The following is a 25,067-nucleotide window of genomic DNA, read 5'->3' as shown; positions in this document are numbered from 1 at the left end:
TGAATACATCCATTATTACAACCATGACCGTATCAAACTGACGCTCAACAGCCTAAGCCCTGTGGGATACAGGACTCAGGCTGTGCAGGGCGCTAGTTAATCTGTCCAACTTTTGGGGGGCAGTTCAACGTGTAGGAGCAAGCCTTCTCATGGGGCGTAAACGTTAGAGCGGGGTTTCTTCCTGCTGGATCACATCCTCAAGCAGCGTGCGCAGTAACCCCAATGTGGCTTGCTGGCGTTGTACATCTCGACACACCAATCCCACTTTCAATGGCACCCTCGGCTCGCTGAGCGGTTTCCAGAGCAGCGCCTTGTCGTCGTGTTCGTGACGCGAACGCCCCGGCAGCACCGTGGCCAATTTGGTGTGCGGCAAACTGTCGAGAATCCCGGCCATGTTGTTGAGCTCCGCCTGGACCTGTGGACGACGGCCCAGATTGGCCAATTGGCTCTGCCAGATCTGGCGCACCTGAAACTCTTCCCCCAACAGCAGCATCGGCAACTCTGCCGCCTGCGTCAGCGAGACCTTCTTGAATTCCCGCAGTGGGTGATCTGCCGGGATGACCAGTTGCAGCTCATCTTCGTACAGCAGCATGCCGTGTAACCCCGGCTGGCGCGGCGGCAGGTAGCTGATGCCGATATCGAGTGAGCCATTGAGCAGGCGACGTTCAATCTCAAGGCCTGTCAGCTCGTAAATCTGCACCACCAGGTGCGGTTGCGCCTGACGCACTCGCTCCAGCATCTGCGGCACCAAGCTGGTGTGGACCGTTTGCAGCACGCCAATGGCAATGGTGCGCAAGGCTTGGCCCTGAAAGTTGCGCAAGGCTTCTTTCGCCCGCTGCAACCCGTCAAGCAGTGGTAATGCGTGGTTATACAACGTGTGCGCGGCCAGTGTGGGCAGCAAGCGTTTGCTGCTGCGCTCGAACAGGCTGACATCAAGGTTGTGTTCGAGATGGCGGATCTGTTGCGAAAGGGCCGGTTGCGAGATGGAAAGCCGTTCGGCAGCGCGTCCCACATGACCTTCTTCGTACACCGCGACGAAATAACGCAGTTGCTTGAAATCCATAAGTAATACTTATCGAAAATGCTTAAAAAACGAAATGGCTCAAACGCCGTCAGGCGCCTAGTCTACGCCCATTCCACAGGGCTCATAGCGTCACAGAGCCCAATGAAGTGCATGGGCGTAGCGCAATTTTGCATAGGCAAGGCAGAAAACCCCGCAGAGGGATTCACCCTGAATATGCCCCGCCCCCGGTTGCAAATCGAAACGGCTTATGGTCACAAGGTCAGCGTGCATGAACCTGTTTAACCTGCGTCGCCAATCCCCCAGCCTTGATGAGCTGGCGATTGAGCCTCAGTCATTGCCTATGAATAACGCCGTATCCAGAGCGTGTTTGATGCCCAGCGTAGAGCGGCCAGCGCAGGTTTTCGTGCGCGGTCAGGGGTCCTGGATGTGGGACAGCGACAGTCGGGCTTACCTGGATTTCACCCAGGGCGGGGCCGCCAATTGTCTGGGCCACATCCCGGCCGTGCTGACCCGGGCGATCGCAGAACAGGCGCAGTCATTGATCAACCCCGGCTCCGGGTTTTTCAATCGCGGCATGCTGGACCTGGCTGAACGCCTGTGCCACAGCACGGGCAGCGATCAGGTGCATTTTTTGAACACCGGGGCCGAGGCTAACGAAGGCGCGATCAAGCTGGCGCGCAAATGGGGCCAACTGCATCGCGGCGGCGCTCACCGGATCATCACGGCGACCGGCAGTTGTCACGGTCGCAGCTTTGGCGCGATGTCGGCGTCGGGTAGCGGCACGTTCGATAACCGTTTCGAGCCGCAACTGCCGGGGTTCATCAATGTGCCGTTCAACGATCTTCCCGCGTTGCACGCTGCAGTCGATGCGCAAACCGTGGCCATCATGCTGGAACCGGTGCAGAGCGAAGCGGGGGTGATTCCCGCGACCGAGCATTACCTCAAAGGGGTCGAGCGCCTGTGCCGGGAGTTGGGCATTTTGCTGATTCTTGATGAAGTCCACACCGGTATGGGGCGCTGCGGCACCCTGCTGGCGGAACAGAATTACGGCATTCGTGCCGATGTCATCACCCTGGGCAAAGGCTTGGGCGGTGGTGTGCCACTGGCTGCGCTGCTGGCGCGCGGCAAAGCGTGTTGCCTGGAAGCGGACGAGCTGGGCGGCACGCATCACGGCAATGCCCTGATGACGGCAGCGGGCAGTGCCGTGCTGGAAACGCTTGTTGAAAAGGGCTTTTTGCAGCAGGTTCGCGACGCAGGGCAACACTTGCGCGAGGGCCTGGGGCGTTTGGCCAATCGTTATGCACAGGGAGAATTACGCGGTCAGGGCCTGATGTGGGGCCTGACACTGTCGGATGATTCGGCAGATGAGGTCGTAAAAGCAGCGTTGTATGAAGGCTTGCTGATTACCGCGCCGCAACCCGACTGCCTGCGCTTTACCCCGGCGCTGTGCGTCAGCAAAGGCAATATCGATGAAATGTTGCTGCGTTTGGCCCGCGCGTTTTCCCGGGTCAGAACCGCGCAGTTGCAGTGTCGCCGTGCCGTGTTGGTGTAATCGCTGACACACCGGCACACACAGAATTTAAAGAACCGTCTCGCGGTATAACGCATCGCCCCGTGCCTGTTTCGTTCGGCACGGGGCGTTTTTTTGCCTGTGGAAAAGTACCGACTGAACCTTTTGACAGTGCTCAGAGTCGATTAACCATAGGGCTTGATTGAGCCCACCATTGATTGGGGACTGAACATATGGACATTATTCGAATCATCATCGCCATCCTGCTGCCGCCGCTGGGTGTGTTTTTACAAGTCGGTTTCGGCGGTGCTTTCTGGCTCAATATTCTGTTGACGCTGTTGGGGTATTTCCCGGGCGTGATCCACGCGGTGTACATCATCGCCAAGCGATAACTTTCCTTTCGCCCTGATCGGTCACTGTTGCCGATCCGCACGAAGCTGCGCCCCACGCAGCTTCGTTGCCCGGCAGCGATTCGCCCGACTTATTCAGGGGTTGATTGCATCACTTCCCGATAAAACATCCATTCCTGCTCCAGGGCGTGGGCCTGATTGCTGGCCATGCGGAACCCGTGGCGTTCGTCGGGGTAGTAATACGCTTTGGCAGGGATACCGTTTGCCTGCAAGGCGCTCAGCATGTCGCGGGTTTGCTGCGGCACCACGACCGCATCCAGCTCACCTTGAAAGAAAATAACCGGCACGCGGATGTTGGCGGCGTGCAACAAGGGCGTGCGCGCGGCATAACGCTCGGCATCCCGGTCGGGATCGCCAATCAGCCACTCCATGTAATCGCCTTCGAACTTATGGGTATCGCGTGCCAGCGCCACCGGGTCGCTGACCCCGTACAGACTGGCGCCTGCCCGAAACACGTCCTTGAATGCCAGCGCGCACAGCGTGGTGTAACCGCCTGCGCTGCCGCCTCGAATGAAGGCATGTTGGCGATCAATCAACCCCTGATCGGCCAGATAGCTGACCACTGCACAGGCATCCTCCACATCCACGTCACCCCATTTCAGGTGCAGCGCCTGCCGGTACTCGCGGCCATAGCCGGTGCTGCCCCGGTAGTTGAGGTCCGCGACGGCAAAGCCGCGTTGCGTCCAGTATTGAATGCGCGGGTCGAGCATCGGATAACACGCCGAGGTCGGGCCACCATGGATAAACACCACCAGCGGCGGCTGTTTTTCGCCGTGCATCGCCGGGTAGAAAAATCCATGAGCCTCGCCACCGGCCGTGGGGTAGCGCAGCGTTTGCGGGCGGCTGACGCGATCAGCCGGCAATGGCGCCACCCCACCGGCCAACACCGTCACCTGCCGGCTGTTGCGGGCAATGCGAAGGATGGCCGACGGGCTGACCGGTGAGGCTGCGATGCAATAAAGGGCGTCGTCATCCAGCGCCAGACTGCGGAAACGGCTGTATTGGCCTGTGAAATCCTCAAGGCTGGCGTCGGATGCGCGTATGCCCAAGCGTCCGAAACCGTCTTGCGTCCAACTGGCGACATACGCGTTGTCACTCAGCGGTTGCCAGGTGTTGCCACCTAGCTGCCAGGGCGCAGGCGCATGGTCGGCGCGCTCGCACGGCAAGCGCTTCAAGCCCCCGGACGATTCGACCCACGGTTGCCAGAAACCTTCGCGGTCCGTCAGGCAGTACAGGCGGTTGTGCTCATCGAAACGCGGTTGTTGCAGCGACTCCTCGCCCGCCTCGCCCGCGATGCACTGCGGCGCTTGCCAACGGTTTTCGTGACTGCGCCGGGCGACCATCAAGCGGGTTGAGGTCCACGGCTGATGTGGGCGATACCACTCGATCCACGCCAGGCGCTGGCCGTCCGGGCTGAGCGTCGGCGCCGCATAAAAATCAGCGCCTTCGGCCAGTACGTGGCGCGCCCGCGAAGCGGTGTCAAGGCTCACCAAACGATGCCGGTCGTTGTCTTCTTCGACCGCCAGCACCTGCCCATGGGCAAACTGCACATCGCCATAGCGGCAGTTGCCTTGGGTCAGGGCGTGAGGCGCAGTGCCCTCCAGGGTTTGCACATACACCTGTTGATCGGCCTCGTTGACGAACACCACGCCGTCATCGCTCAGGCAAAACGACCCGCCGCCGTACTCATACACCCGACTGCGCACGCTGAAGCCGTTGGGTGTCAGGCAGTGCGCCTGACCGTCGCGCCAGTGCCAGAGGCGGCAGGCCGCGTCCTGGGGGCGATATTCGTTCCAGAACAGGCCGTGGCGGCCGAGTTTCAATTCGGCAAAATCCACCCCGGCGGCCACGGCGAGGGCGGCGCTGAACGGTTCAGCCTTTGGCGATGAGTCGTGAGTTTCGGTCATTTCTGAAGGCCAGTTGCTCAATGGTTTGGGTGGCGTGCTCGGCTTCTTCGCGCGCCTTGAGGATCAGGTCGTGGTGCGGTGACTTGCTGCACACCGGGTCGGCGTTGCTGGCGTCGCCCGTCAGCATGAACGCCTGGCAGCGACAGCCGCCGAAGTCCTTTTCCTTCTCGTCGCAGGAGCGGCAGGGTTCGGGCATCCAGTCATACCCGCGGAAACGGTTGAAGCCAAACGAGTCGTACCAGATGTGTTGCATGCTGTGGTCGCGCACGTTGGGGAACTGAACCGGCATCTGCCGCGCACCATGGCAGGGCAACGCGGTGCCGTCCGGGGTGACGGTCAAAAAGATGCTGCCCCAGCCATTCATGCAGGCTTTGGGGCGTTCCTCGTAATAGTCCGGGGTGACGAATATCAGCTTGCAGGGATGACCTTGGGCCTCAAGTTTGGCGCGGTATTCGTTGGTGATGCGTTCGGCCCGCACCAATTGCTCGCGGGTGGGCAGCAAACCCACGCGGTTGAGCTGCGCCCAGCCGTAGAACTGGCAGGTGGCGAGTTCGACGAAGTCGGCCTCCAGCGCGATGCACAGTTCGATGATGCGGTCGATTTTGTCGATGTTGTGTCGATGGGTCACAAAGTTGAGCACCATCGGGTAGCCGTGAGCCTTGACGGCGCGGGCCATCTCCAGCTTTTGTGCGAAGGCTTTTTTCGACCCGGCGAGCAGGTTGTTCACTTGCTCGTCGCTGGCCTGAAAACTGATCTGGATATGGTCCAGACCGGCTTTTTTGAAGTCGCTGATTTTTTGCTCGGTCAGACCAATGCCGGAGGTGATGAGGTTGGTGTAGAACCCCAGCGTGCGCGCCTCCCCAATCAGTTCGGCCAAGTCCTGACGCACCAATGGTTCGCCGCCCGAGAAGCCCAGTTGTGCGGCGCCCATTTCGCGCGCTTCGCGAAACACCTTGATCCACTGTTCGGTGGTCAGCTCTTTGCCTTGCTGGGCGAAATCCAGCGGGTTGGAGCAGTACGGGCATTGCAGCGGGCAGCGGTAGGTCAGCTCCGCCAATAACCATAGCGGCAAGCCAACTTCTGGCGTGGGTGGCACCCGGCTGTCAGGCCAGTTCGATCCAGTGCTCTGCACGAGCGACCTCCATAAATTGCTCGATGTCTTGACCGAGCTCGGGAACGTCGGGGAACTGTGCATCCAGTTCGCCAATGATGGCCGCGACGTCGCGCTGGCCATCGATCAGGCCGCCGATCAGCGCGGCGCTGTCATTGAGTTTGATCATGCCTTCGGGGTAGAGCAGCACGTGGCCTTTTTGCGCGGGCTCGTACTGGAAACGATAGCCGGGGCGCCAGGTCGGGATTTTGCTGCGATCGAAGCTCATAGGGTGATTCCTTTATGCCAGACGCGTTGGTCGGTCACGCTGTGGTACGGCGGGCGGCCCAGCTCGTAAGCCATGGTCATGGCGTCGAGCATGCTCCAAAGGATGTCCAGTTTGAACTGGAGAATTTCCAGCATGCGCTGCTGGCCTTCCCACGTGGTGTAGTGCTGCAACGTGATAGCCAGCCCGTGCTCGACGTCGCGGCGTGCCTGGCCCAGACGCGTGCGGAAGTATTCGTAGCCCGCCGGGTCGATCCACGGGTAATGCTGCGGCCAGCTGTCGAGACGCGACTGATGGATCTGCGGGGCAAACATTTCGGTCAGCGAGCTGCTGGCGGCTTCTTCCCAAGTGGCGCGGCGGGCAAAGTTGACGTAGGCATCCACGGCAAACCGGACGCCGGGCAGCACCAGCTCTTGGGAGCGCAGTTGATCCGGGTCAAGGCCGACGGCCTGCCCCAGGCGCAACCAGGCTTCGATACCGCCGTCTTCGCCGGGGGCGCCATCGTGATCGAGCAAGCGCTGAATCCACTCGCGGCGTACTTCGCGGTCAGGGCAGTTGGCCAGAATCGCGGCGTCCTTGAGCGGGATGTTGACTTGATAGTAGAAGCGGTTGGCGACCCAGCCCTGGATCTGTTCGCGCGTGGCGCGGCCTTCGTACATCGCCACCTGATACGGGTGGTAGATGTGGTAATACGCGCCCTTGGCTCGCAATGCGGCTTCGAACTCGGTTTTGGACAGTGGGGCTTGGGTCATCGGGTGCCTCCAAAAAATACGGTGTGTCGTTGCAGCCGCAGGGGGTGACGCCGACCTGAGCGCTGCGTCCGTGAACGCAGCGTGTGGCAGCGACAGGGTGTGGCTTACAGCTCGATGCTCATGCCATCAAAGGCGACTTCTACGCCACGGCGGGCCAGTTCGGCACGTTCGGCGGAGTCTTCGTCGAGGATCGGGTTGGTGTTGTTAATGTGTATCAGCACTTTGCGTTGCTCGGGCAATTGCTCCAGCACTTCGAGCATGCCGCCGGGGCCATTTTGTGCAAGGTGGCCCATTTCACGGCCGGTGCGCGTGCCGACACCGCGGCGCTGCATTTCGTCGTCATCCCACATCGTGCCGTCCACCAGCAGGCAATCGCTGCTGGCCATGATGTCGAGCAAGGGCGCATCCACTTTGCCCAACCCTGGTGCATAGAACAGTTTGCCGCCGGTGCGCAGGTCTTCGACGATCAGGCCGATGTTGTCGCCTGGGTGCGGGTCGAAGCGGTGCGGCGAATACGGCGGCGCAGCGCTGCGTAGCGGCAACGGGCTAAAGCGCAGGTTCGGGCAGGCCGGGATGGTGAACGACCCTTCGAGTTCGATGCGGTGCCAGTTCAAGCCGCCGTTCCAGTGCTTGAGCATGGTGAACAGCGGGAAACCGGTGCTCAGGTCCTCGTGGACCATGTCGGTGCACCAGACATCGTGCGGGCAACCTTCGCGCAGGCTCAACAGGCCGGTGGTGTGGTCGATCTGGCTGTCCATCAGGATGATGGCGCTGATCCCGGTGTCACGCAGGGCGCGGCCGGGCTGCATGGGGGCGAAGCTCTGGAGCTGGGCGCGGATGTCGGGCGAGGTGTTGCACAGCACCCAGTTCACGCCGTCATCGGAGATCGCAATGGAAGACTGGGTACGGGCCGTGGCGCGCAAGGTGCCCTCGCGAAAACCGGCACAATTGACGCAGTTGCAGTTCCACTGCGGGAACCCGCCGCCAGCGGCGGAACCTAGAATCTGGACGAACATGGGAGGCTGTTCTCTTGCAAATCTGAAAATAAAAACGCCCCGGCGAACCGAGGCGTTGGGTTGCTCTGCTCAATAAAAGCGGCAGATCAACGGCTTGCGAAGTACATGGTGACTTCAAAGCCAATGCGCAGATCGGTGTAAGCCGGTTTAGTCCAAGCCATGAGGTGACTCCTTAGCAGTGGGGGTGGGTGGGGTGTCTTTAACTTAGTCCAGCTCCCGAAGGAGATGTTCAGATGCTTAGGTGGCTATGTTACTAAATTTGACTGAGCATGAACGACCAAAGTCGAAGAAAGCTCATTACGTGGATGGTAAAAATCAGCTTCTACGCTGATAAAACGATTCAGTTTGCGGCTCGGTGGCCACGCACAGCCAGTCGCTGTCCGGGTCATTGAGGCACTCAGCTGCCTTGAGTGTAGTGGCTCGGTCCAGCGTCATAAGTGCGTTGTAGAGCACCTTGAGGTAATCCGACGAGTGGCCCGCCTGTTGAGCGTGCCAGAGCAGGTCGGCGGCTTGAGCCAGGCTGAGGGCCTCGGCTGAGAACTGTTGAGCCAGTGCGGTGCGTGCCTCGATGAAAGACGCTTCATCCAGTGCGGCAATCTGCTGCGGCAATTGCCCGAGGAAAGTGCGGACCTGCTCGAAGATGTCTGCCGTCGTGGCTTGAGGCGATTGCACCCCCAGCAGCAGGCCGGTTCTGTCGCCAAGCTGGCGCACGCCGCTGAACACGGCGTAACCCATTTGCAGCTCCACCCGCAGACGCTGATAGAACGGGGTTTGCGCCAGGTGGGCCAGCAGTCGCCAGGCGGCTTCTTGCGTGAGGTCAGCCCGCGGTGCCGGGCAGAACAGCAGCAACGCCTGTTCGCTCGACTCGCACGGTGCGGTGTGCCAGTGGCGTGCTGAGGGGGCTTCGACGATGTGCGTCAGGTGCGGGTCCGGGGTGCCGGGGGCTTTGCTGAGCGCGCTGCTGATCATGGGTTGACTGGCCGGGGAAACGCCCACCGCCAGACCGTGCCATCGGGCGGATGGCCAGACGTGCTGCACGGAGTCAGCCGCAGGCAGTGCGAAGCGGGAGTGCAGTTCCGGCAGGCGTTTGAGTAGCTGGCGGATGGGCATCAGTGGCGTTTGCGGCGTCGCTCCCGGCGCATCATCCGTCAGCGGGGTGAGCAATGGCAGCGCGTGTTCGAGAATGGCAGGCATCGGCTCTTGCAGGCCATGCAACTTCAGCAACCAGTCATTGCCCTGCGCGATGAGCGACATTTCAACGCCTGCTTCGCGCGCATCGTGTTGCAGTGTCAGCAGGCGGTGTTGCAGCGCCGGTAACAGCGAGGGGGCAGGGGTCACGCCCAAGTGCCAGCGCAAGTACACAGCGGCTTCGCCATTAGGGGGCGCGAGAGCAGGGCTGAACGTCATGGCCGATACTTCGCGGCGGCTGCGCAAGCGGTCCTGGGCAAACGTGCGCAAGCCGCGATGGGCACTGGTTTGTCCACGAATAAGGCCAGCGGTCACGGGGTGTTTCTCCGATATGAGGAAGGGATTGGGTGTGGGTAATTGCCAGGCGTGCTGCCCGCTCGGGCGGGGCTCGGTTTGCAGGTGTTTCAGGATCACCGCCAGTGCTTCAACACCGTGGTCTGACAGCCCTGTCGGGAGGTGCTGAACATCGCGGCGGGCCAATTCCAAGGCGCTGCTGACCTGTTGTTGACGCTCCTGTACGCGTCGGTATTCGTTGCGCAGGCCGGTCCAGGGTTGCTGAGCGCTGAAAAAGCACAACCAGTCGTCGACGGCGTCGCGGATCGGTTGAGCCTTGGCCCTCATGTCCGTCGACCCTGTGAACGTCAGGCCGAGCAGGGCCTGGTCCTGAAACTGGTACACCGATGTGGCACGCAGGCTGTCGGTCAGTTGCTGCTGACGTAAGTGAGCGAGAAGTCCGCCCGGTTTATCGGCGTTGATCCAGTGACACAGAAATGCCAGCGCTTCTTCTGATGCAGTGGGTAGCTGCTCCAAGGTAAACATCAGGTCCACGTGTGAACCCTCGACCTGCAGGTACTGTGACGAACCCTTGCTCATCAGAGGCGGCGGGGGCTGTGGCGTGGCGGCCGTCCCCGGTTGAAGCTCAAGGCTGTAACGCTCGGCGAGTGCGATCAGCGTGTCCTGCGATTGCGGGCCCACCAGGCTCAAGGTCATGTGCCCGGTTCGGTAAAACTGCTCATGGAAATGCGTCAAGGCGCGCTGAAAGGCTGCGCGTGGCACGGGCAAGCTGTAGCGATTGCCCGCGTGGAAGCCCCGCAGCGGGTGTGTGGCGTTGAGCGGTTGAAGCCTTTGCAGGTCGCGTTGCGCCGAAGGCTCGCGGGCCCAGGCAATGAATTCCGCGTGCAGCACTTCGCGTTCGCGCCGCTGGTCGTCCGGGTCCAGACGCGGATGAGCCAGCATGTCGCACAGGCGATCCAGCCCGCCCGCAAAGGCTTCGGGCGGCAATTCAAAAAAGAAGTCGGTATGGCGTTCGCTGGTGCGCGCGTTGAGGTGCCCGCCATGCTGTTGCACATAGGCCATCAGGCCCTGCGCCGCGGGGAAGCGCTCGGTGCCGAGGAACAACAAATGCTCCAGAAAATGCGCCAGCCCTGGCCAGTCGGCGGGTACGTCATGACTGCCTACCGCCACTCGGATGCAAGCCGCGCTGCGCGTGAGCCGTGGAACATGGCGCACGGTCAGCGTCAGACCATTGCGGGTGGTCAGGCGTAGGACGTCTGGGGTGTTCAACGCGGGCATGGGCACTTCCGTTACAGAGAAGCGCTCATGCTAGCGGATTACTGGCAATCAGCGCGCGCTCAGCGCACCGTAAAGTTCCGGACGGCGGTCGGCCAAGTAGTTGTTTCCAGCCTTCGCGTCCGTCAGTTTTTGTGGATCAAGCTCGGCGGCGATCACCGTTTCATCCCGTTGAGCCAGTGCTACTTGCTGGCCATCTGGCGCTGCGATGCTGCTTTGGCCGCAATAATGAAGCGTGTCTTCGTGGCCACAGTAATTGGCGTAGGCCACGTAACACTGATTTTCAAACGCACGGCTGCGCACCGTGACATCGGCAATGAAGTCGTAGGGTTGCATGTTGGCGGTGGGCACAACGATCAATTGCGCGCCGGCCAGTGCCAGACGCCGCGTGTTCTCCGGAAACTCCAGGTCATAGCAAATCAGCATGCCGACCTGCCAGCCGTTGAGCTCGACCACGGGGTACGCTTCTTCGCCGGGGCTGAACTGGGCGTGGTCAAGCGTCCCGAACAAGTGGGTTTTGCGGTAGTTGAGCAGGCGTTGGCCGTGGCAATCGATCAGTTGCGCGCTGTTGTAGAGGCGGCCGTCCGCGCCCAGCTCCGGGTAACCGTAAGCAATGGCCATGTTGCAGGCCTTGGCTATTTGGGCGATTGCTCGGGCCGCGTCGCCGTCGTGGGGTTGAGCCAATTGCGCCACGGCAGGCTGACCAATGCTGTACCCCGTCAGGAACATTTCGGGCAGCACCAGCAGATCAACCCCGGGGTTGTGCTGGGCAACGAGGCTCAGGCGTTTCAAGTTGCCCGCGATGTCCAGTTGCAGGGGCGGGCATTGGTAAAGGGCGACGCGCATGGGGTTCTCCTGTTCCGGGTGGGTTGGCGCGCGGTTCAATCCGGCAGGGCGATTGGGCCGATGTCGTTAAACACATCGCCCGGCCCGGGATTGTCGGCGTGGGTGCGCCCGCCAAAGTGGGTCATGATGCCCCACACGGCGTTCAAGGAGGTCTGTACCGCTCCTTCCACCCACGCGGGTGTCCACGACACATCGTCGCCAGCGATGAAAATTCCGCGTTGTTCTGCCGGTATCTCCTGCTGCATAAAGTGCGCGTACATACGCTGGTTGTAGCGGTAATGACCGGGCAGCGCGCCTTTAAAAGCCCCCAGGAAGTGCGGGTCGGCTTCCCACGAAACGGTGATCGGGTCGCCAATAATCCGGCTGGCGATGTCGACGTTGGGGTAGATCTTTTTCAACGCGTCCAAGGCCAGCTTCACGCGTTTTTCGACGGGGTGCGGCAGCATTTTCAGCGCATCGCTCATCCATGAGTACGACAGGCAAATAACGCCTGGTTTGTCGTCGCCGTTATCGAACAAATAAGTGCCACGGGTCAGGCGGTCGGTGAGGGTCATGCTCATCAGGTCGCGGCCGGTTTGCGGGTCTTTGTCTTTCCAGAACGGGCGGTCGACCATGACGAAAGTTTTGGACGATTGCATGTAGCGCGTGCGGTCGAGCGCCATCCACATCTTTTGCGAGAACAGCGCTTCTTCGCACTCGATCTGGGTGGTCAGCAGCCAGCTTTGGCACGTCACCAACACAGCCTCGAACGGGCGGGTCACACCGAGGTTGTCGGTGACAGAAAACAAACCGTCGTCTGTGCGGGAAATCGCCTTGACCCCGGTTCGCGGTGCGCCATGGTGCAACGAACTCAGGCTGGTGCCTTCAGGCCAGTGAGCACAGCGCTGCGGCGCGTGGCGCCAGATTCCCAGCGGCACCTGCTCAACCCCGCCCACCACCAGGTGCTGATGGTCATCGCAGTTGGTCATGACCACGCGGAAGATTTCGAGCATTGAATTGGGGAAGTCTGAGTCCCATCCGCCCGTCCCGAAGCCGACCTGGCCGAACACTTCGCGGTGTTGGAACGAGAGTTTGGCAAAGGCTTTGGAGGTGGCGACAAAGTCATAAAACGTGCGGTCGTCCCACAGTGGGACCAGGGTGTTCCACAACGCTTTCAAACGCGGGACATCGCGATCGCGAATGGCCTGCTGGATATCGCCAAATTGCGACCCTGCTTCCAGTGCATCCGCCCACGCGTCAGCCACTTCCTGGAACAGTGCAGGCAGGTCCGACAGTTTTTGCGCGTAGAAGGTTTGACCTTCGAGGTCAATCACGGTGCTGCCAGAGGCGGGTGTCAGCGGGTTGGGGAACGGTTTGGTCTCAAGCCCGAGTTTGTCGACATAGTGGTAGAAGGCGGTAGAGGACACCGGAAAGCGCATCCCGCCCAGCTCGGCGATGACGCCTTCACTGCCTTCAAACGCTTGCGAGCGCAAACGTCCGCCCATTTTCGAGGCCTCGTACACCACAGGCTTGAGGCCGAGCTTCATCAACTCATACGCGGCGACCATTCCGGCCATGCCAGCACCAACAATCGCGACCTCTGCGCCCAGTTTATGTGCGGGGATACTGCCCAGACCGGACGGGTGTTCGATCCAGTCGTCGAAGGCAAAAGGGAAGTCGGGGCCGAAAATGGTGATCGGTTTTTTGCCGTCATTCGGGTGGCGATTGTTCTTATTCATGGCTGACCTTGCTGGCGACCCGCGCTTAACGCTGAGTATAGGAAAAGACAGGCACCATGATAGGGAGCACAGAACACGTTATTAAGACGCAAAGTGTCGTCGTTTTGCATTGTCTTTGCGCAGTGTGACGAGGGTCGTGTGCAAAATGTTGTTCGGGCGGGGCGAAACGGCTTAGCCGCGGTCGACTTTGCTGCTGAGAATGATGGAGGTCGTGGTTTTTTCAACGCCCTCGACACTGCCGATCTGGTCCAGCAATTGATCAAGTTGCTCGGGGGAATCGCTGCGCAGCCACGCGACGTAATCAAATTCACCGCTGACGGCGCACAGTTGCTGCACCTGCGCCATGGCACTCAACCGCCTGACCACCTCCTTGCCCGAGCGTGGCTGCACGGTAATCCCGACATACGCTTGCAGCCCGCCATCAATCAGGCGCTGCCCCAGTCGAACGCCATAACCGGTGATGACGTTGTTTTTCTCCAGACGTGACAGCCGTGACGTCACCGTGGTGCGCGCAATCCCCAACTGACGCGCCAGCATGGCGACGCTTTCGCGTGCATTGAGCTGCAAGGCGGCAATCAACTGACGATCGATTTCATCCAGCACGGGTGGGCGAGAGTCAGGCAAGAGAGGCTCCAGTGGCGTCATCGAAGTGGGCGCTTATGGTACAGCGCTTGAGGGGCGGGACGTCCAGTGTTGGACGGGATATGGACGATCACGACTCTTCGCAGCACAACCCTGCAAACGCCAGAAACACAAAAGCCGCGCAGTGCGCGGCTTTGAGTATGGTGGGCCCAGTAGGACTCGAACCTACGACCAAGGGATTATGAGTCCCCTGCTCTAACCAACTGAGCTATAGGCCCTCAGTAGGTCGCGGATTATAACGATGGTTTCTCGGCAGTGCTATCCGAAAAGTCTGAAATAGAGATACGAAGGAAGGTCGTCGCGAATTCTTCAGCCGATAAAGGCACGCTGACGATGTACCCCTGAATCTGTTCGCAGCCGGCGTTGGCCAAGAAGTCTTGCTGGGCCTGGTTTTCCACACCTTCGGCAATGACGGTGAATTGCATGCTGCGACCCAGGGCAATGATGGCCCGTACGATGGCTTCGTCATTGGGGTCGTGGGGTAAGCCGCGCACGAATGACTGGTCAATTTTCAAGGTGTCCAGGGGCAGGCGTTTGAGGTAGCTGAGTGAGGAATATCCGGTGCCAAAGTCATCTATCGCCAGTTGTACGCCTAATCGCTTGAGCTGATGCAGGACGTCCAGTGCTTCTTCGGTCTGGTTCATGATGAAGTTTTCAGTGATCTCAAGTTGCAGGCAACCCGGCTGGAGGTTGTATTTTTTCAGAAGTTGGCGGATGCGGCCGACCAGTCGGGGTTGGTGTAATTGGGCGCCGGCCAGGTTTACGGAAACCGGGCCAAAAGGTGCGTATGTCTGATTCCACTCATTCAATTGCATGCATGCATGCACGCTCCAGCACCCAGTCACCCACCTGGATGATCATGCCGTTTTCTTCCGCCAGATGAATGAAGCGCTCAGGGGCAATGACGCCCAGCGTGGGGTGGGTCCAGCGAATCAGGGCTTCAGCGCCGACCAGACTCAGGTCGTGCAAGCTGATTTTGGGTTGATAGAACAGTGATAACTCGTTGCGCTCCAGCGCACGTCGCAGTTCCTGTTCGAGGATCACCCGTTCGCTCGCTTGTGAGGTGAGGTCATGGGTGTAGCGCTCAACCCGGTTGCGGCCTTTGAGCTTGGAGCGGTACATGGCGGCGTCGGCGTTTTTTACCAGTGTGGCCACGTCCGTGCCGTCATGCGGGTACACGCTGATGCCAATGCTGGCGCTGATAAACAGTTCGTGTTCGCCCGCTGGGAACGGTGCGCTGAAACAGGCCAGTAACTTGTTGGCAATCACCTCGGCATCACGGGGTTGCTGAAGGCCGGGCAGCAGGATAATGAATTCATCGCCGCCGAGGCGGGCGACGGTATCAATGTCGCGCAGCTGCACCTTGAGGCGTGCGGTGATGCCTTTGAGCAACAGATCGCCCACCGGGTGGCCCAGGCTGTCGTTGATGTTTTTAAAGCGATCAAGGTCCAGAAACAGTACTGCCGCGTGTTGGTCTTGCGCATTTTGCTGATTGAGGATCTGGTCCAGTCGGCTCTCGAACAGCAAACGGTTAGGCAAGCCAGTCAGCGGGTCGTGATGGACCTGGTGATCCAGACGCGCCTGTGCGTGCTTGAGGCTGGAAATGTCGGCAAAGACGGCCACAAAGTGAGTGACGATATTTTCGGAGTTGTGTACTGCGCTGATCGTTATCCAGCAAGGATAGACTTCCCCGTTTTTGCGCTTGTTATAAATCTCCCCTTGCCAGTGTCCCTCGCCTGACAACTGATGCCACATGGCGGCAAAGAAGGCGCTGTCGTGCTGATTGGAGGCCAGAATCCGCGGTGTCTGGCCGAGCACTTCGGCCTCGCTGTAGCCCGTGATTTCGGTGAAGGCGCGGTTCACGGCGGTGATGGTTTGCGCCGGGTCGGTGAACAAGATGCCTTCAGCCGTGCTTTCGAACACGGTGGCGGTTTGCAGGAGTTTTTCCTGCATCTGTTGGCGTTCGGTGATGTCCCGCGTGATGGTCAACATGCAGTCTTCATCACCGATTTTCAGCGGTCGGCTAGAGACTTCACAGATGCGTATGCGCCCGCTTTTGTGGCGCAATTTGCACCTGAAATCCCGTACAAACCCGTCCTCACTCAGGCGTGTGAGTAGCTCTTGGCGTTGGTGAACATCGGCCCAGATGTTGAGGTCCAGAGAGGATCGATTCAGTGCGCTGGCGCTGTCGTAGCCCGTCAAGCGGCTAAAGCCTTCGTTGATTTCGATCAGCAAGCCATCACTTTGCCGACTCAACAGCAATCCGTCTGGCGATGCATGAAAGGCTTTGGCAAATTTTTCCTCAGAAAGGCGCAGCGCTTCTTCGGTTTGTTTGGTTTCGCTGATGTTGATCATCAATCCGCGCAGTACGGGCGTCTGATTGTGCGTGGAAAGCGTGATGATGTCCCGTAGCCACAGGGTTCTGCCATCGGCGGTTATCACGCGATAGTCGATGCTGTGGTCGCGCCCGGCCTTGATTTCGCTTTCGCAATACGTTTTGGTTCGGGGCAGGTCATCGGGATGGATGATTCGCTCCCAGAACCCAGGGGTCAGCCAGTCGGCCAAGGGGTAGCCGATGAGTGTTTCGGCCTGAGGGGAAACATAGGTGTAGGTGTAGTCATCCCGTTGGGCCTCCCATGCGATGGCAGACAGACTTTCGACCAAGCCTCTGTAGCGGTATTCGCTACTGCGCAGTTCCTGTTCGAGGGCAACGCGGCGGGCTATTTCGGAGCTCAAGCGCCTGTTGATGCGCACGACCACGATCAATACGGTGACGAGCAACAAGATGCCCGGCAGTACATACAGCAGTAACCCGCGCCACAACGCCTGATAATCGCCGGTGTTGCCGATCCAGCGCGCTTGAATGGCTTCGATTTCACGGGGTGTCATGTCGGCCATGACTTTATCCAGCAGGCGCAACAGGATGGTTTGGTCTTTGGGTACGGCCATTGCCAGTTGATAGCGATACGGGGTTTCGCCACTGACGTACAACCCGTCCAGCTTGAGCTGGCGCAGGCTCCAGACGCTGGACGCCAGGTCGCCCACCATGGCGTCGACTTGATCGGTAGCCAATGCTTGTAGCGCGGAGCTGACATTGGGCAGGGCGACGAGATTCAGGTCGGGGTGTTGGGCATGCAACAGCTCGTGCGGGGCGTAGTTTTCGACCACGGCGATTTTCAGCCCATACAGCTCATCAATGTTTTTTGGGGCGGGGCCGCCTTTGTGCGCGAGGATGACAATCGGGAAGTCGAGGTAGGGGCGCGTAAAGGCCAGGGTTTTCTGACGCTCAGGGGTCGACATGATGCCGGGTAGCCAGTCGAGACTGCCTTCTTTGGCGAGCTCAAGGACGCTGCTCCAGTCGTAGGGCTCCACGGGTTTGATGCTCACACCCAAACGGTTTTTGATCAGTTCCACGTAGTCCGCGGCCAGGCCGGTATAGAGGCCCTTTTCGTCGCGGAACTCAAAGGGTGGCCATGACGCATCCACCCCAAGGCGTAGCTCGGGATGCTTGTCGAGCCACTGTCGCTCTTCATCGGTCAACGTCAAGGCGTTGGCCGCTGTGGAAAAGGCGATTAGCAGCAAGAGGAGGGTGGCTGGCAGTCGTGGCATGCGGGGCTCGTTCTACTCGCGAATGTGACGAGTGTAGACGGGCTGTGGGATATGGACGTGAGGCGCTGGAAAGGTTTGGCGGGTACAAAGCAAAACCCCCGGCAGAGCCGGGGGTTTTGGTATCACTCGTCGAGGAAGGAGCGCAGGTGCTCGCTTCTCGTCGGGTGGCGCAGCTTGCGCAACGCTTTGGCTTCGATCTGACGAATCCGCTCACGGGTAACGTCGAACTGCTTACCAACCTCCTCAAGGGTGTGGTCGGTATTCATGTCGATACCGAAGCGCATGCGCAGTACTTTGGCTTCACGAGCTGTAAGGCCGCCGAGTACATCGCGTGTCGCTTCTTTAAGGCTCTCAACGGTGGCAACATCGATTGGCGACTGCATGGTCGAGTCTTCGATGAAATCACCCAGATGGGAGTCTTCGTCATCACCGATCGGGGTTTCCATGGAGATCGGCTCTTTAGCGATCTTCAATACCTTGCGGATTTTGTCCTCAGGCATTTCCATGCGTTCGCCCAGCTCTTCCGGGGTCGGTTCGCGACCCATTTCCTGCAGCATTTGGCGGGAAATACGGTTGAGCTTGTTGATCGTCTCGATCATGTGCACCGGAATACGGATGGTGCGTGCCTGGTCGGCAATCGAGCGAGTGATCGCCTGACGGATCCACCAGGTGGCATAAGTCGAGAATTTGTAGCCGCGGCGGTATTCAAACTTGTCTACCGCTTTCATCAAGCCGATGTTGCCTTCCTGGATCAGGTCGAGGAACTGCAAGCCACGGTTGGTGTACTTCTTGGCGATGGAGATCACCAGACGCAAGTTGGCTTCAACCATCTCTTTCTTCGCGCGGCGGGCCTTGGCCTCACCGATCGACATGCGACGGTTGATGTCCTTGATCTCGGCAATCTTCAAGCCGGTTTCTGCTTCTAGAGCAGACAGCTTTTGCTGGCAACGGATGATGTCCGGTTGCAAGCGGGCAATGGCTTCAGCGTATTTGCTTTTGCCTTTGGCCAGCGCGTCGCTCCAGCTTTCGTCGACTTCATTGCCCGGGAACAGGCGAAGGAAATCAGTACGCGGCATGCGTGCATCGCGGACGCACAGCTGCATGATGGCCCGCTCTTGTGCACGCAGACGCTCCAGAGCGCTACGAACACGTTCAACCAGGCCTTCGAACTGCTTGGGCACCAGCTTGATCGGCATGAACAGCTCAGCCAGGGCAACCAGCTCGGCAATCGCCTGCTTGCTGTCGCGACCGTGCTTCTTCAGTGCCTTGCGAGTGATTTCCATCTGATCGGAAACGGCGCCGAAGCGCTGTGCCGCGATGATTGGATCGGGGCCGCTTTCGACCTCTTCCTCGTCATCGGTAGCGTCGTCCTTCTCTTCCTCTTCGTCATCACCTTCGGCCTTGGCCGTTTTAGGATCGACAGGAGGCGGAACCTCGGCTGCAGGCGGCGTAATTCCATCGTCCGGGTCGATATAACCGCTCAGGACGTCAGAAAGGCGACCACCTTCGGTGGTGACGCGAGTGTACTCGGAGAGAATATGGTCAACCGTGCCAGGGAAGTGCGCGATTGCGCCCATCACTTCGCGGATGCCTTCTTCGATACGCTTGGCGATTTCAATTTCGCCTTCGCGTGTCAGCAGTTCTACCGTGCCCATTTCACGCATATACATGCGTACTGGGTCGGTAGTGCGACCAATATCGGTTTCTACTGCCGCCAACGCTGCCGCTGCTTCTTCAGCAGCGGCTTCGTCGGTGTCAGCATCGGCCAACATAAGGGCGTCCGCATCCGGAGCACTCTCGTGTACGGGGATCCCCATGTCATTAATCATGCGGATGATGTCTTCCACTTGCTCCGGATCTGAAATATCTTCGGGCAGGTGGTCGTTGACCTCTGCGTAAGTCAGATACTTCTGCTCACGGCCGAGGGTGATCAACTCTTTGATACGAGACTGCTGTTGCGCTTTTCCGGACATAACACCCTATCCACTGAAGGTCTTGGCGGGCAAAAAACAAGCCGAGGATTATACCTTAGCTATGACCTCACGCGCCAGTTGAGGTCGGGTTTGATGCGGGATTATTGCGACTCAGAAGGTCGCGTAACTGATTTTTCTCCTCGCTACTTAGCTCGCCTTGACGTGCTTTTCGAAGAAGTTGTTCCAGATTTCGCTCGCGTTGGCGAGCTGACAAGCTAGTTATGGTGTCGAAAAACTGTTGTTCAAGGTTGTCGGCGTCAATTAGCCATTCCTTTTCGAGCAGTCTTTGCAGCAAGCGGCCCTGTTCAGTGCCGTGCCAGCGGGACAACAACTGAATAGAGCTTAGCTTAGGATTCTTCTGTACGGCCTCGACCAGCGCGATCAAGAGCTGGTTATTCGTCTGGTCTTCGGCCGCAAAGTGGCCCGCGTCTTCTACTTTTTTGGCCAGTTGCGGGTGATGCAGCAAGGTGCGCAGGGCGGTTAATGTCGGCGGTTCAACGCCGACCGGGATCCAGGCCTGCTCGCGTTCGCCGCCGCGCTTGCCTTTTTTGTCCCATGGCTTGTTTTCCCACTTTTTACCGCCCGCCCCCGACTTTTTCGGGGTCCATTCCTGTTGGGGAACGTACGTTTCCGGCTGCTGAAAGTCGCTGTAGTCCGGCATGGCATCGTAATCGATGCCGGGGTCGTAGGCGGGTTGCGAGGGGGGTGGTGCGCTTTGCGCCAGTTGGCTGACCGCTTCGCTGTTGAGGCCCGTAATTTCGCTCAAGCGTTGGCGCATCAGGTTGCGCAGGTTGGCGCCCGGCACTTTGTCGATGAGCGGTGCTGCCAGCGTGGCCATGTGGGCCCTGCCTTCGAGCGAGCGCGGATCGGTTTCTTCAGTCAGTTGCTGGAAAAAATAATCTGCCAGCGGCTGCGCGTGCTGGTTAATGCGCGCCTTGAACGCATCAGTGCCTTCGGAGCGCACCAGTGTGTCCGGATCCTCGCCTTCTGGCAGAAACAGGAAGCGGGCGCGGCGGCCATCTTGCAGGCAGGGCAGCGTGGCCTCAAGCGCGCGCCAGGCGGCATTGCGGCCGGCCTGATCACCATCAAAGCAAAACAATACGCTGGGTACGACCCGAAACAGGCGCTTCATGTGATCTTCGCTGGTCGCGGTGCCCAGCGTGGCCACGGCATTGCGCAAGCCCTGTTGGGCCAAGGCAATGACGTCCATATAACCTTCAACCACGATGATTTCGTCGAGGCTGCGATTGAACTTGCGCGCTTCGAACAGCCCGTACAATTCCTGTCCTTTGTGGAAGACAGGTGTTTCAGGGGAGTTCAGGTATTTGGGCTTGTCATCACCGAGCACGCGACCGCCAAACGCAATGATGCGGCCACGGCTGTCGCGAATCGGGAACATTACGCGATCGCGAAAGCGGTCGTAGCGTTTGCCGGTTTCAGCGTTCTCAACCAATAAGCCCGCATCGATCATGGCTTTTTGCTGCAGGGTGTCGCTGCTCAAGTGCTTGTAGAGGTTGTCCCAGCCGGGCGGAGCAAAGCCCAGGCCGAAATCCCGGGCGATTTCGCCGGTCAGGCCCCGGCCTTTCAAATAGTCCACGGCGGCTCTGCGCGCCGGGTGGCTTTTCAGGGCCTGCCGATAAAAGTCGGCGGCTGCGGTCAGCAGCGGGTAGAGCGGCGAGTCGGTCGGCTGTCGCGGTTTGTGCGAGCGACCGCTTTCCTCTCTGGGAATCTCCATGCCTGCGGCTTTGGCCAGTTCTTCGACGGCCTGGGGGAAGTCCAGGTTGTCGTGGTCCATGATGAAGCCGAGGGCATTGCCGCCTGCGCCACAACCAAAACAGTAATAAAACTGTTTATCCGGGCTGACACTGAACGACGGTGTTTTTTCTTTATGGAAGGGGCAGCAGGCGGTGTAGTTTTTGCCTGCTTTCTTCATTTGCACGCGCGAGCTGACGACATCGACGATATCGGTGCGGTTCAGAAGGTCGTCAATAAAGCTCTGGGGGATTAACCCGGCCATGGCGTTCTCGTCATCTCAGCGCAAAAAAAGCCGTATAGAAAGGTTTGGTCATGGCGGCGTGCAGGCGAAAACGCTGCTCGTACGTGTGACGTCTGCTCAATCATGTCGGGAAGTGTATCTGTCGAAGCTCCGCAGACTCGTATTTAAAACAGAGTAAATGGGTTCGAAATATCACGCTCTGAGTCCGGCGCTGACCAATGGCTGGTCTCGGATAGCTCATAAGCAGGCATGGGAGAGATGCCTTGGGCTGATCGTCTTTGAGGAGAATCAGAGGTGTGTGCTCGTCGGTAGCCTTGAAGGCTCGTCAGTAAAGACGTGCACCGCTGGCTTAAAGGCCAGGTCTGACGTGGTGTAGCAGTTTGTCGCGGTCGCATCTGCGGCCTTGACGGTAAAGCGTGTAACTTGCTGCAACTGCCTACGGCCCGGCTTTAGGCCGGGCTTGGCAGAAGCATGCAACGAACGTCTGTGTATTAGTACAGACGAACGGCGCGGCGCTGCTCGCGCTGAACTTTCTTCGCGTGACGCTTAACAGCGGCTGCTGCTTTGCGCTTACGCTCGGAAGTCGGCTTCTCGTAAAATTCGCGGCTGCGAACTTCAGCCAGTACACCGGCTTTTTCGCAGGAGCGCTTGAAACGACGCAGAGCTACGTCGAAGGGTTCGTTCTCTTTTACTTTGACGGCTGGCATCCAGAGCTACCTTCATTCATTACCGGGGTCAACGTCTCAAGGCAAAATCGCGTTGGAAGACGTCGGTTTTTAAGGGTTGCGGATGTTAACCCCTCATCGCCCGGAATGCAAAGCCTCTGATCGAAAACCGCTGGCCGGGGGCGGTAGTGGCGACTATTATGCGCGCCTTCGAATTTAGCCTCTACAAGGCGCAAACCCATGCTAGTACTGGGATTAGAAACCTCCTGCGACGAAACCGGCGTCGCGCTATACGACAGTGAACGCGGGCTTTTGGCCGATGCACTGTTCAGTCAGATCGATTTGCACCGTGCCTATGGTGGCGTGGTGCCTGAGCTGGCATCACGGGATCACGTCAAACGCATGCTGCCCTTGATTCGTCAGGTGTTGGCCGAGGCAGACTGCGTGCTGACCGAAATCGATGCAATCGCCTACACGGCGGGTCCAGGCTTGGTCGGGGCCTTGCTGGTCGGGGCTTCCTGCGCCCAGGCACTGGCCTTCGCATGGGGCATTCCTGCCTTGGGCGTACACCACATGGAAGGCCATTTGCTGGCCCCCATGCTGGAAGAGCAGCCCCCAGAGTTCCCGTTCGTCGCATTGTTGGTGTCAGGTGGTCATACGCAGCTGGTTCAGGTGGATGGCATCGGTCAATACGCGCTGCTGGGCGAAACGCTGGACGATGCCGCAGGCGAGGCTTTCGACAAAACGGCGAAGATGATGGGACTCAACTATCCGGGGGGGCCTGAAATTGCCCGCCTTGCCGCCCAAGGTGTGGCGGGACGCTTTGTGTTCCCGCGGCCCATGACCGATCGCCCTGGCCTCGATTTCAGTTTCAGCGGCCTCAAGACCTTTGCCTTGAACACTTGGCAGCGCTGCGTGGCGGCGGGTGATGATAACGAACAGGCCCGTTGCGACATCGCGCTGGCGTTTCAGCAGGCCGTGGTGGAGACGCTCACCATCAAGTGCAAGCGCGCCCTGAAGCAGGCAGGCATGAAGCGTCTGGTGATAGCCGGCGGTGTGAGCGCAAACAAGGCGTTGCGGGCTTCGCTGGAGACCATGCTCGGTGGCATGAACGGTCAGGTGTTTTATGCGCGGCCTGAGTTTTGTACGGACAATGGCGCGATGATCGCATTCGCCGGGTGTCAGCGCTTGCAGGCGGGCCAGCACGAAAGTTTGGCAATCAGTGTGCAGGCGCGCTGGCCGATGGAGCAGTTGAAGCCTTTGTGACGGTGGTGTTCAGGCGTTTACTGGCCAGCATGAGGTATTTTCATGCGGGTAAATCAGAAATGCCGTTCGCGCCCGGCCATCAGGTCGCGTAAATTGCCGCGGTGGCGCCAGACAATCAGTGCGGTTAATCCACACATGGGCAGCAGCGCGGCAGGCTCTTGCCAGGCCAGGAGTGGCAGGGTCAAGGGGGTGGCGATCAGTGCGGCGAGTGAGCTGGTGCGGGTCAGCTGGAAGGTCAGCAGCCAGGCCAGAACGGCCAGCAAGGCGGCGGGAGGATAAAGCCCCAGCAGCATGCCGGCAGCCGTGGCGACGCCTTTGCCGCCCCTGAAGCGGAAGTACAGGGGATACATGTGCCCGATGACGGCGCACACGCCAATCCAGGCTTGTTGCTGGAGTGGCAGGTTGAGTTGGTTGGCGAGCAGGACGGGCAGCAGGCCTTTGCACAGATCACCGAGCAAGGTCAGGACGGCCAGTTTTTTACCGGCCAGGCGTAACATATTGGTCGCGCCAGCATTGCCTGAGCCACTCATTCGCGGGTCGGGATTACCCGTCAGGCGGCTGAGCAAAATGGCGAAGGACAGCGAGCCAAGCAGGTAGGCGATAATCGCCAGTAACCAAAACATGCTAACTATTCCGGGCGAGGACGCCCTGATTCTAACGGCGCATTGCGCCCTTGTCGTGCTGCGGAGAAAAGTGCTTGGACAGAGTGTTTATCGAAGGCCTGGAAGTTGACACCGTGATCGGTGCCTATGACTGGGAGCGTGGCATCCGTCAGTGTTTGCGCCTTGATCTGAATTTTGCGTGGGATAACCGCCCGGCCGCAGCAGGGGATGATCTGACCCTTGCGCTGGATTACGCCAGCGTCTCGACCAGAATTCAGGCCTTTGCCGAGCAAGCCCACTACCAATTGGTAGAAACCTTTGCCGAGCGTCTGACGGAAGTGTTGATGCGTGAATTCAATATTCCCTGGATGCACCTCAAGCTGACCAAGCCGGGCGCCGTCGCGGCCGCCACAGGGGTGGGCGTGGAGATTGAGCGCGGATGTCGCTAACTCAGGTTTTTCTCGGGTTGGGCAGTAATGTCGAGCGCGAAAAGCATTTACAGGCGGGGCTCGATGCGCTGGCTGGCTTCCTGCACGGCATGCAGTGCTCGGCGGTCTTCGAAAGCCAGCCTGTAGGCATCAAGAGTGGGCCTTTTTTCAACCTGGTGGTGGTGGCCAACACGGATCTTCCTTTAGCTGAGTTGAGCCGACGTTTGAAGCTGATCGAGGCCGATAACGGACGATATGCCCAGGATCGCAAGGGTCTGCCGCTGGACATTGACGTTTTGTTTTACGGCGATCTGGTGGGCAACTTTGACGGTTTGGTCCTGCCGCGCGCCGAGATTCTCAAGAATGCCTTTGTGCTGTGGCCGCTTTCGCTCATCGCCCCTGACAAATTGCACCCGATTGTGGGCATCACGCTGAGTCAGATGTGGGCTGATGCGCAGATTGACCAAGTGCTCGCCCCGGCTGCGTTTGAATGGCGGGGCGAACCCTTAACACCTAAAGAGATGCTGAGGCACCTGTAAGGCGCTGCCGCTCTAACCTGTTGGACAGCGG

Annotated in this window: 21 protein-coding genes, 1 tRNA gene and 1 pseudogene; 6 read left to right on the top strand and 17 right to left on the bottom strand. The window is 59.4% G+C overall.

Going from position 1 to position 25,067, the window contains the following annotated elements; all coding sequences use genetic code 11:
- A partial coding sequence (locus tag TU74_RS23695; protein WP_146425996.1) for an IS3 family transposase occupies positions 1-100 on the top strand: 100 nt, incomplete at its 5' end.
- A 63-nt stretch (positions 101-163) separates the two neighbouring features.
- On the opposite strand, the gene TU74_RS19140 is transcribed toward TU74_RS23695, so the two are convergent.
- A complete protein-coding gene (locus tag TU74_RS19140; RefSeq protein WP_047278062.1) occupies positions 164-1,063 on the bottom strand; it encodes a LysR family transcriptional regulator in 900 nt (299 codons plus the stop codon).
- A 229-nt stretch (positions 1,064-1,292) separates the two neighbouring features.
- Here TU74_RS19140 and TU74_RS19135 point away from each other — a divergent pair, with 229 nt between their 5' ends.
- Positions 1,293-2,576, top strand: coding sequence for an aspartate aminotransferase family protein (locus TU74_RS19135; protein ID WP_048377362.1), 1,284 nt, complete (start codon positions 1,293-1,295; stop codon positions 2,574-2,576).
- A 191-nt stretch (positions 2,577-2,767) separates the two neighbouring features.
- A complete protein-coding gene (locus TU74_RS23690) occupies positions 2,768-2,926 on the top strand; it encodes a YqaE/Pmp3 family membrane protein (RefSeq protein WP_047278059.1) in 159 nt (52 codons plus the stop codon).
- 89 nt (positions 2,927-3,015) lie between these two features.
- Here the strand turns inward: TU74_RS23690 and TU74_RS19125 are convergent, their stop codons facing one another.
- From TU74_RS19125 to rpsU, 15 genes and pseudogenes are all read right to left on the bottom strand, one after another.
- Positions 3,016-4,851 (bottom strand): S9 family peptidase, encoded by a 1,836-nt coding sequence (locus TU74_RS19125; protein ID WP_048377361.1) that lies wholly within the window; start codon positions 4,849-4,851, stop codon positions 3,016-3,018.
- Positions 4,817-5,983 (bottom strand): pyrroloquinoline quinone biosynthesis protein PqqE, encoded by a 1,167-nt coding sequence (gene pqqE, locus TU74_RS19120; RefSeq protein WP_047278055.1) that lies wholly within the window; start codon positions 5,981-5,983, stop codon positions 4,817-4,819. Before pqqE ends, TU74_RS19125 begins: the two co-directional genes overlap by 35 nt.
- Positions 5,955-6,230 carry a pyrroloquinoline quinone biosynthesis peptide chaperone PqqD gene (pqqD, locus tag TU74_RS19115; protein WP_047279333.1) on the bottom strand — a complete coding sequence of 92 codons (276 nt, stop codon included), beginning with the start codon at positions 6,228-6,230 and terminating at the stop codon, positions 5,955-5,957. Before pqqD ends, pqqE begins: the two co-directional genes overlap by 29 nt.
- Positions 6,227-6,979: a pyrroloquinoline-quinone synthase PqqC gene (gene pqqC, locus TU74_RS19110; RefSeq protein WP_048377360.1), complete on the bottom strand. Its 753-nt coding sequence runs from the start codon at positions 6,977-6,979 to the stop codon at positions 6,227-6,229. The genes pqqD and pqqC overlap by 4 nt, the downstream gene beginning before the upstream one ends.
- Positions 6,980-7,083: 104 nt before the next feature.
- Entirely contained in the window at positions 7,084-7,995 is a 912-nt protein-coding gene (gene pqqB, locus TU74_RS19105) for a pyrroloquinoline quinone biosynthesis protein PqqB (protein ID WP_048377359.1), read from the bottom strand.
- Positions 7,996-8,081: 86 nt separating this feature from the next.
- Positions 8,082-8,156 carry a pyrroloquinoline quinone precursor peptide PqqA gene (gene pqqA, locus TU74_RS23685; RefSeq protein WP_003444522.1) on the bottom strand — a complete coding sequence of 25 codons (75 nt, stop codon included), beginning with the start codon at positions 8,154-8,156 and terminating at the stop codon, positions 8,082-8,084.
- A gap of 154 nt (positions 8,157-8,310) precedes the next feature.
- A complete protein-coding gene (gene pqqF / locus TU74_RS19100) occupies positions 8,311-10,755 on the bottom strand; it encodes a pyrroloquinoline quinone biosynthesis protein PqqF (RefSeq protein WP_048377358.1) in 2,445 nt (814 codons plus the stop codon).
- A gap of 48 nt (positions 10,756-10,803) precedes the next feature.
- Positions 10,804-11,598, bottom strand: coding sequence for a carbon-nitrogen hydrolase family protein (locus TU74_RS19095; protein WP_048377357.1), 795 nt, complete (start codon positions 11,596-11,598; stop codon positions 10,804-10,806).
- Positions 11,599-11,633: 35 nt separating this feature from the next.
- Complete coding sequence (locus TU74_RS19090; RefSeq protein ID WP_048377356.1) at positions 11,634-13,316, bottom strand: flavin monoamine oxidase family protein; 1,683 nt, start codon at positions 13,314-13,316, stop codon at positions 11,634-11,636.
- Positions 13,317-13,487: 171 nt separating this feature from the next.
- A complete protein-coding gene (locus TU74_RS19085; protein ID WP_047295906.1) occupies positions 13,488-13,940 on the bottom strand; it encodes an Lrp/AsnC family transcriptional regulator in 453 nt (150 codons plus the stop codon).
- Positions 13,941-14,099: 159 nt separating this feature from the next.
- A tRNA-Ile gene (locus TU74_RS19080) sits at positions 14,100-14,176 on the bottom strand.
- 15 nt (positions 14,177-14,191) lie between these two features.
- A pseudogene (locus tag TU74_RS19075) lies at positions 14,192-17,567 on the bottom strand (bifunctional diguanylate cyclase/phosphodiesterase).
- A 122-nt stretch (positions 17,568-17,689) separates the two neighbouring features.
- A complete protein-coding gene (rpoD, locus tag TU74_RS19070) occupies positions 17,690-19,540 on the bottom strand; it encodes an RNA polymerase sigma factor RpoD (protein ID WP_047278039.1) in 1,851 nt (616 codons plus the stop codon).
- 67 nt (positions 19,541-19,607) lie between these two features.
- Complete coding sequence (gene dnaG / locus TU74_RS19065) at positions 19,608-21,557, bottom strand: DNA primase (RefSeq protein WP_048377355.1); 1,950 nt, start codon at positions 21,555-21,557, stop codon at positions 19,608-19,610.
- A gap of 470 nt (positions 21,558-22,027) precedes the next feature.
- Complete coding sequence (gene rpsU / locus TU74_RS19060) at positions 22,028-22,243, bottom strand: 30S ribosomal protein S21 (protein WP_002551877.1); 216 nt, start codon at positions 22,241-22,243, stop codon at positions 22,028-22,030.
- Positions 22,244-22,441: 198 nt separating this feature from the next.
- Between rpsU and tsaD the strand changes: the two genes are divergently transcribed.
- Positions 22,442-23,467: a tRNA (adenosine(37)-N6)-threonylcarbamoyltransferase complex transferase subunit TsaD gene (gene tsaD, locus TU74_RS19055; RefSeq protein WP_048377354.1), complete on the top strand. Its 1,026-nt coding sequence runs from the start codon at positions 22,442-22,444 to the stop codon at positions 23,465-23,467.
- 53 nt (positions 23,468-23,520) lie between these two features.
- Here the strand turns inward: tsaD and plsY are convergent, their stop codons facing one another.
- Positions 23,521-24,090: a glycerol-3-phosphate 1-O-acyltransferase PlsY gene (gene plsY, locus TU74_RS19050; RefSeq protein WP_047278031.1), complete on the bottom strand. Its 570-nt coding sequence runs from the start codon at positions 24,088-24,090 to the stop codon at positions 23,521-23,523.
- Positions 24,091-24,164: 74 nt separating this feature from the next.
- On the opposite strand from plsY, the gene folB reads away from it, so the two are divergent.
- Both folB and folK read left to right on the top strand, forming a co-directional pair.
- Positions 24,165-24,518, top strand: coding sequence for a dihydroneopterin aldolase (gene folB, locus TU74_RS19045; protein ID WP_047295859.1), 354 nt, complete (start codon positions 24,165-24,167; stop codon positions 24,516-24,518).
- Positions 24,509-25,036 (top strand): 2-amino-4-hydroxy-6-hydroxymethyldihydropteridine diphosphokinase, encoded by a 528-nt coding sequence (gene folK, locus TU74_RS19040; RefSeq protein WP_047295857.1) that lies wholly within the window; start codon positions 24,509-24,511, stop codon positions 25,034-25,036. The genes folB and folK overlap by 10 nt, the downstream gene beginning before the upstream one ends.
- Positions 25,037-25,067: the final 31 nt, after the last annotated feature.

Origin of the sequence: Pseudomonas lundensis, from assembly GCF_001042985.1 — a bacterium.
Lineage (GTDB): Bacteria > Pseudomonadota > Gammaproteobacteria > Pseudomonadales > Pseudomonadaceae > Aquipseudomonas > Aquipseudomonas lundensis.
This window is presented reverse-complemented; position numbering and strand designations above follow the sequence as displayed.

Bases quoted from the DNA above. Each gene is read 5' to 3' on its own strand.
- TU74_RS19140 (WP_047278062.1), bottom strand. From the start codon at position 1,063: ATGGATTTCAAGCAACTGCGTTATTTCGTCGCGGTGTACGAAGAAGGT.
- TU74_RS19135 (WP_048377362.1), top strand. From the start codon at position 1,293: ATGAACCTGTTTAACCTGCGTCGCCAATCCCCCAGCCTTGATGAGCTG.
- TU74_RS23690 (WP_047278059.1), top strand. From the start codon at position 2,768: ATGGACATTATTCGAATCATCATCGCCATCCTGCTGCCGCCGCTGGGT.
- TU74_RS19125 (WP_048377361.1), bottom strand. From the start codon at position 4,851: ATGACCGAAACTCACGACTCATCGCCAAAGGCTGAACCGTTCAGCGCC.
- pqqD (WP_047279333.1), bottom strand. From the start codon at position 6,230: ATGAGCTTCGATCGCAGCAAAATCCCGACCTGGCGCCCCGGCTATCGT.
- pqqC (WP_048377360.1), bottom strand. From the start codon at position 6,979: ATGACCCAAGCCCCACTGTCCAAAACCGAGTTCGAAGCCGCATTGCGA.
- pqqB (WP_048377359.1), bottom strand. From the start codon at position 7,995: ATGTTCGTCCAGATTCTAGGTTCCGCCGCTGGCGGCGGGTTCCCGCAG.
- pqqF (WP_048377358.1), bottom strand. From the start codon at position 10,755: ATGCCCGCGTTGAACACCCCAGACGTCCTACGCCTGACCACCCGCAAT.
- TU74_RS19095 (WP_048377357.1), bottom strand. From the start codon at position 11,598: ATGCGCGTCGCCCTTTACCAATGCCCGCCCCTGCAACTGGACATCGCG.
- TU74_RS19090 (WP_048377356.1), bottom strand. From the start codon at position 13,316: ATGAATAAGAACAATCGCCACCCGAATGACGGCAAAAAACCGATCACC.
- rpoD (WP_047278039.1), bottom strand. From the start codon at position 19,540: ATGTCCGGAAAAGCGCAACAGCAGTCTCGTATCAAAGAGTTGATCACC.
- dnaG (WP_048377355.1), bottom strand. From the start codon at position 21,557: ATGGCCGGGTTAATCCCCCAGAGCTTTATTGACGACCTTCTGAACCGC.
- rpsU (WP_002551877.1), bottom strand. From the start codon at position 22,243: ATGCCAGCCGTCAAAGTAAAAGAGAACGAACCCTTCGACGTAGCTCTG.
- tsaD (WP_048377354.1), top strand. From the start codon at position 22,442: ATGCTAGTACTGGGATTAGAAACCTCCTGCGACGAAACCGGCGTCGCG.
- plsY (WP_047278031.1), bottom strand. From the start codon at position 24,090: ATGTTTTGGTTACTGGCGATTATCGCCTACCTGCTTGGCTCGCTGTCC.
- folK (WP_047295857.1), top strand. From the start codon at position 24,509: ATGTCGCTAACTCAGGTTTTTCTCGGGTTGGGCAGTAATGTCGAGCGC.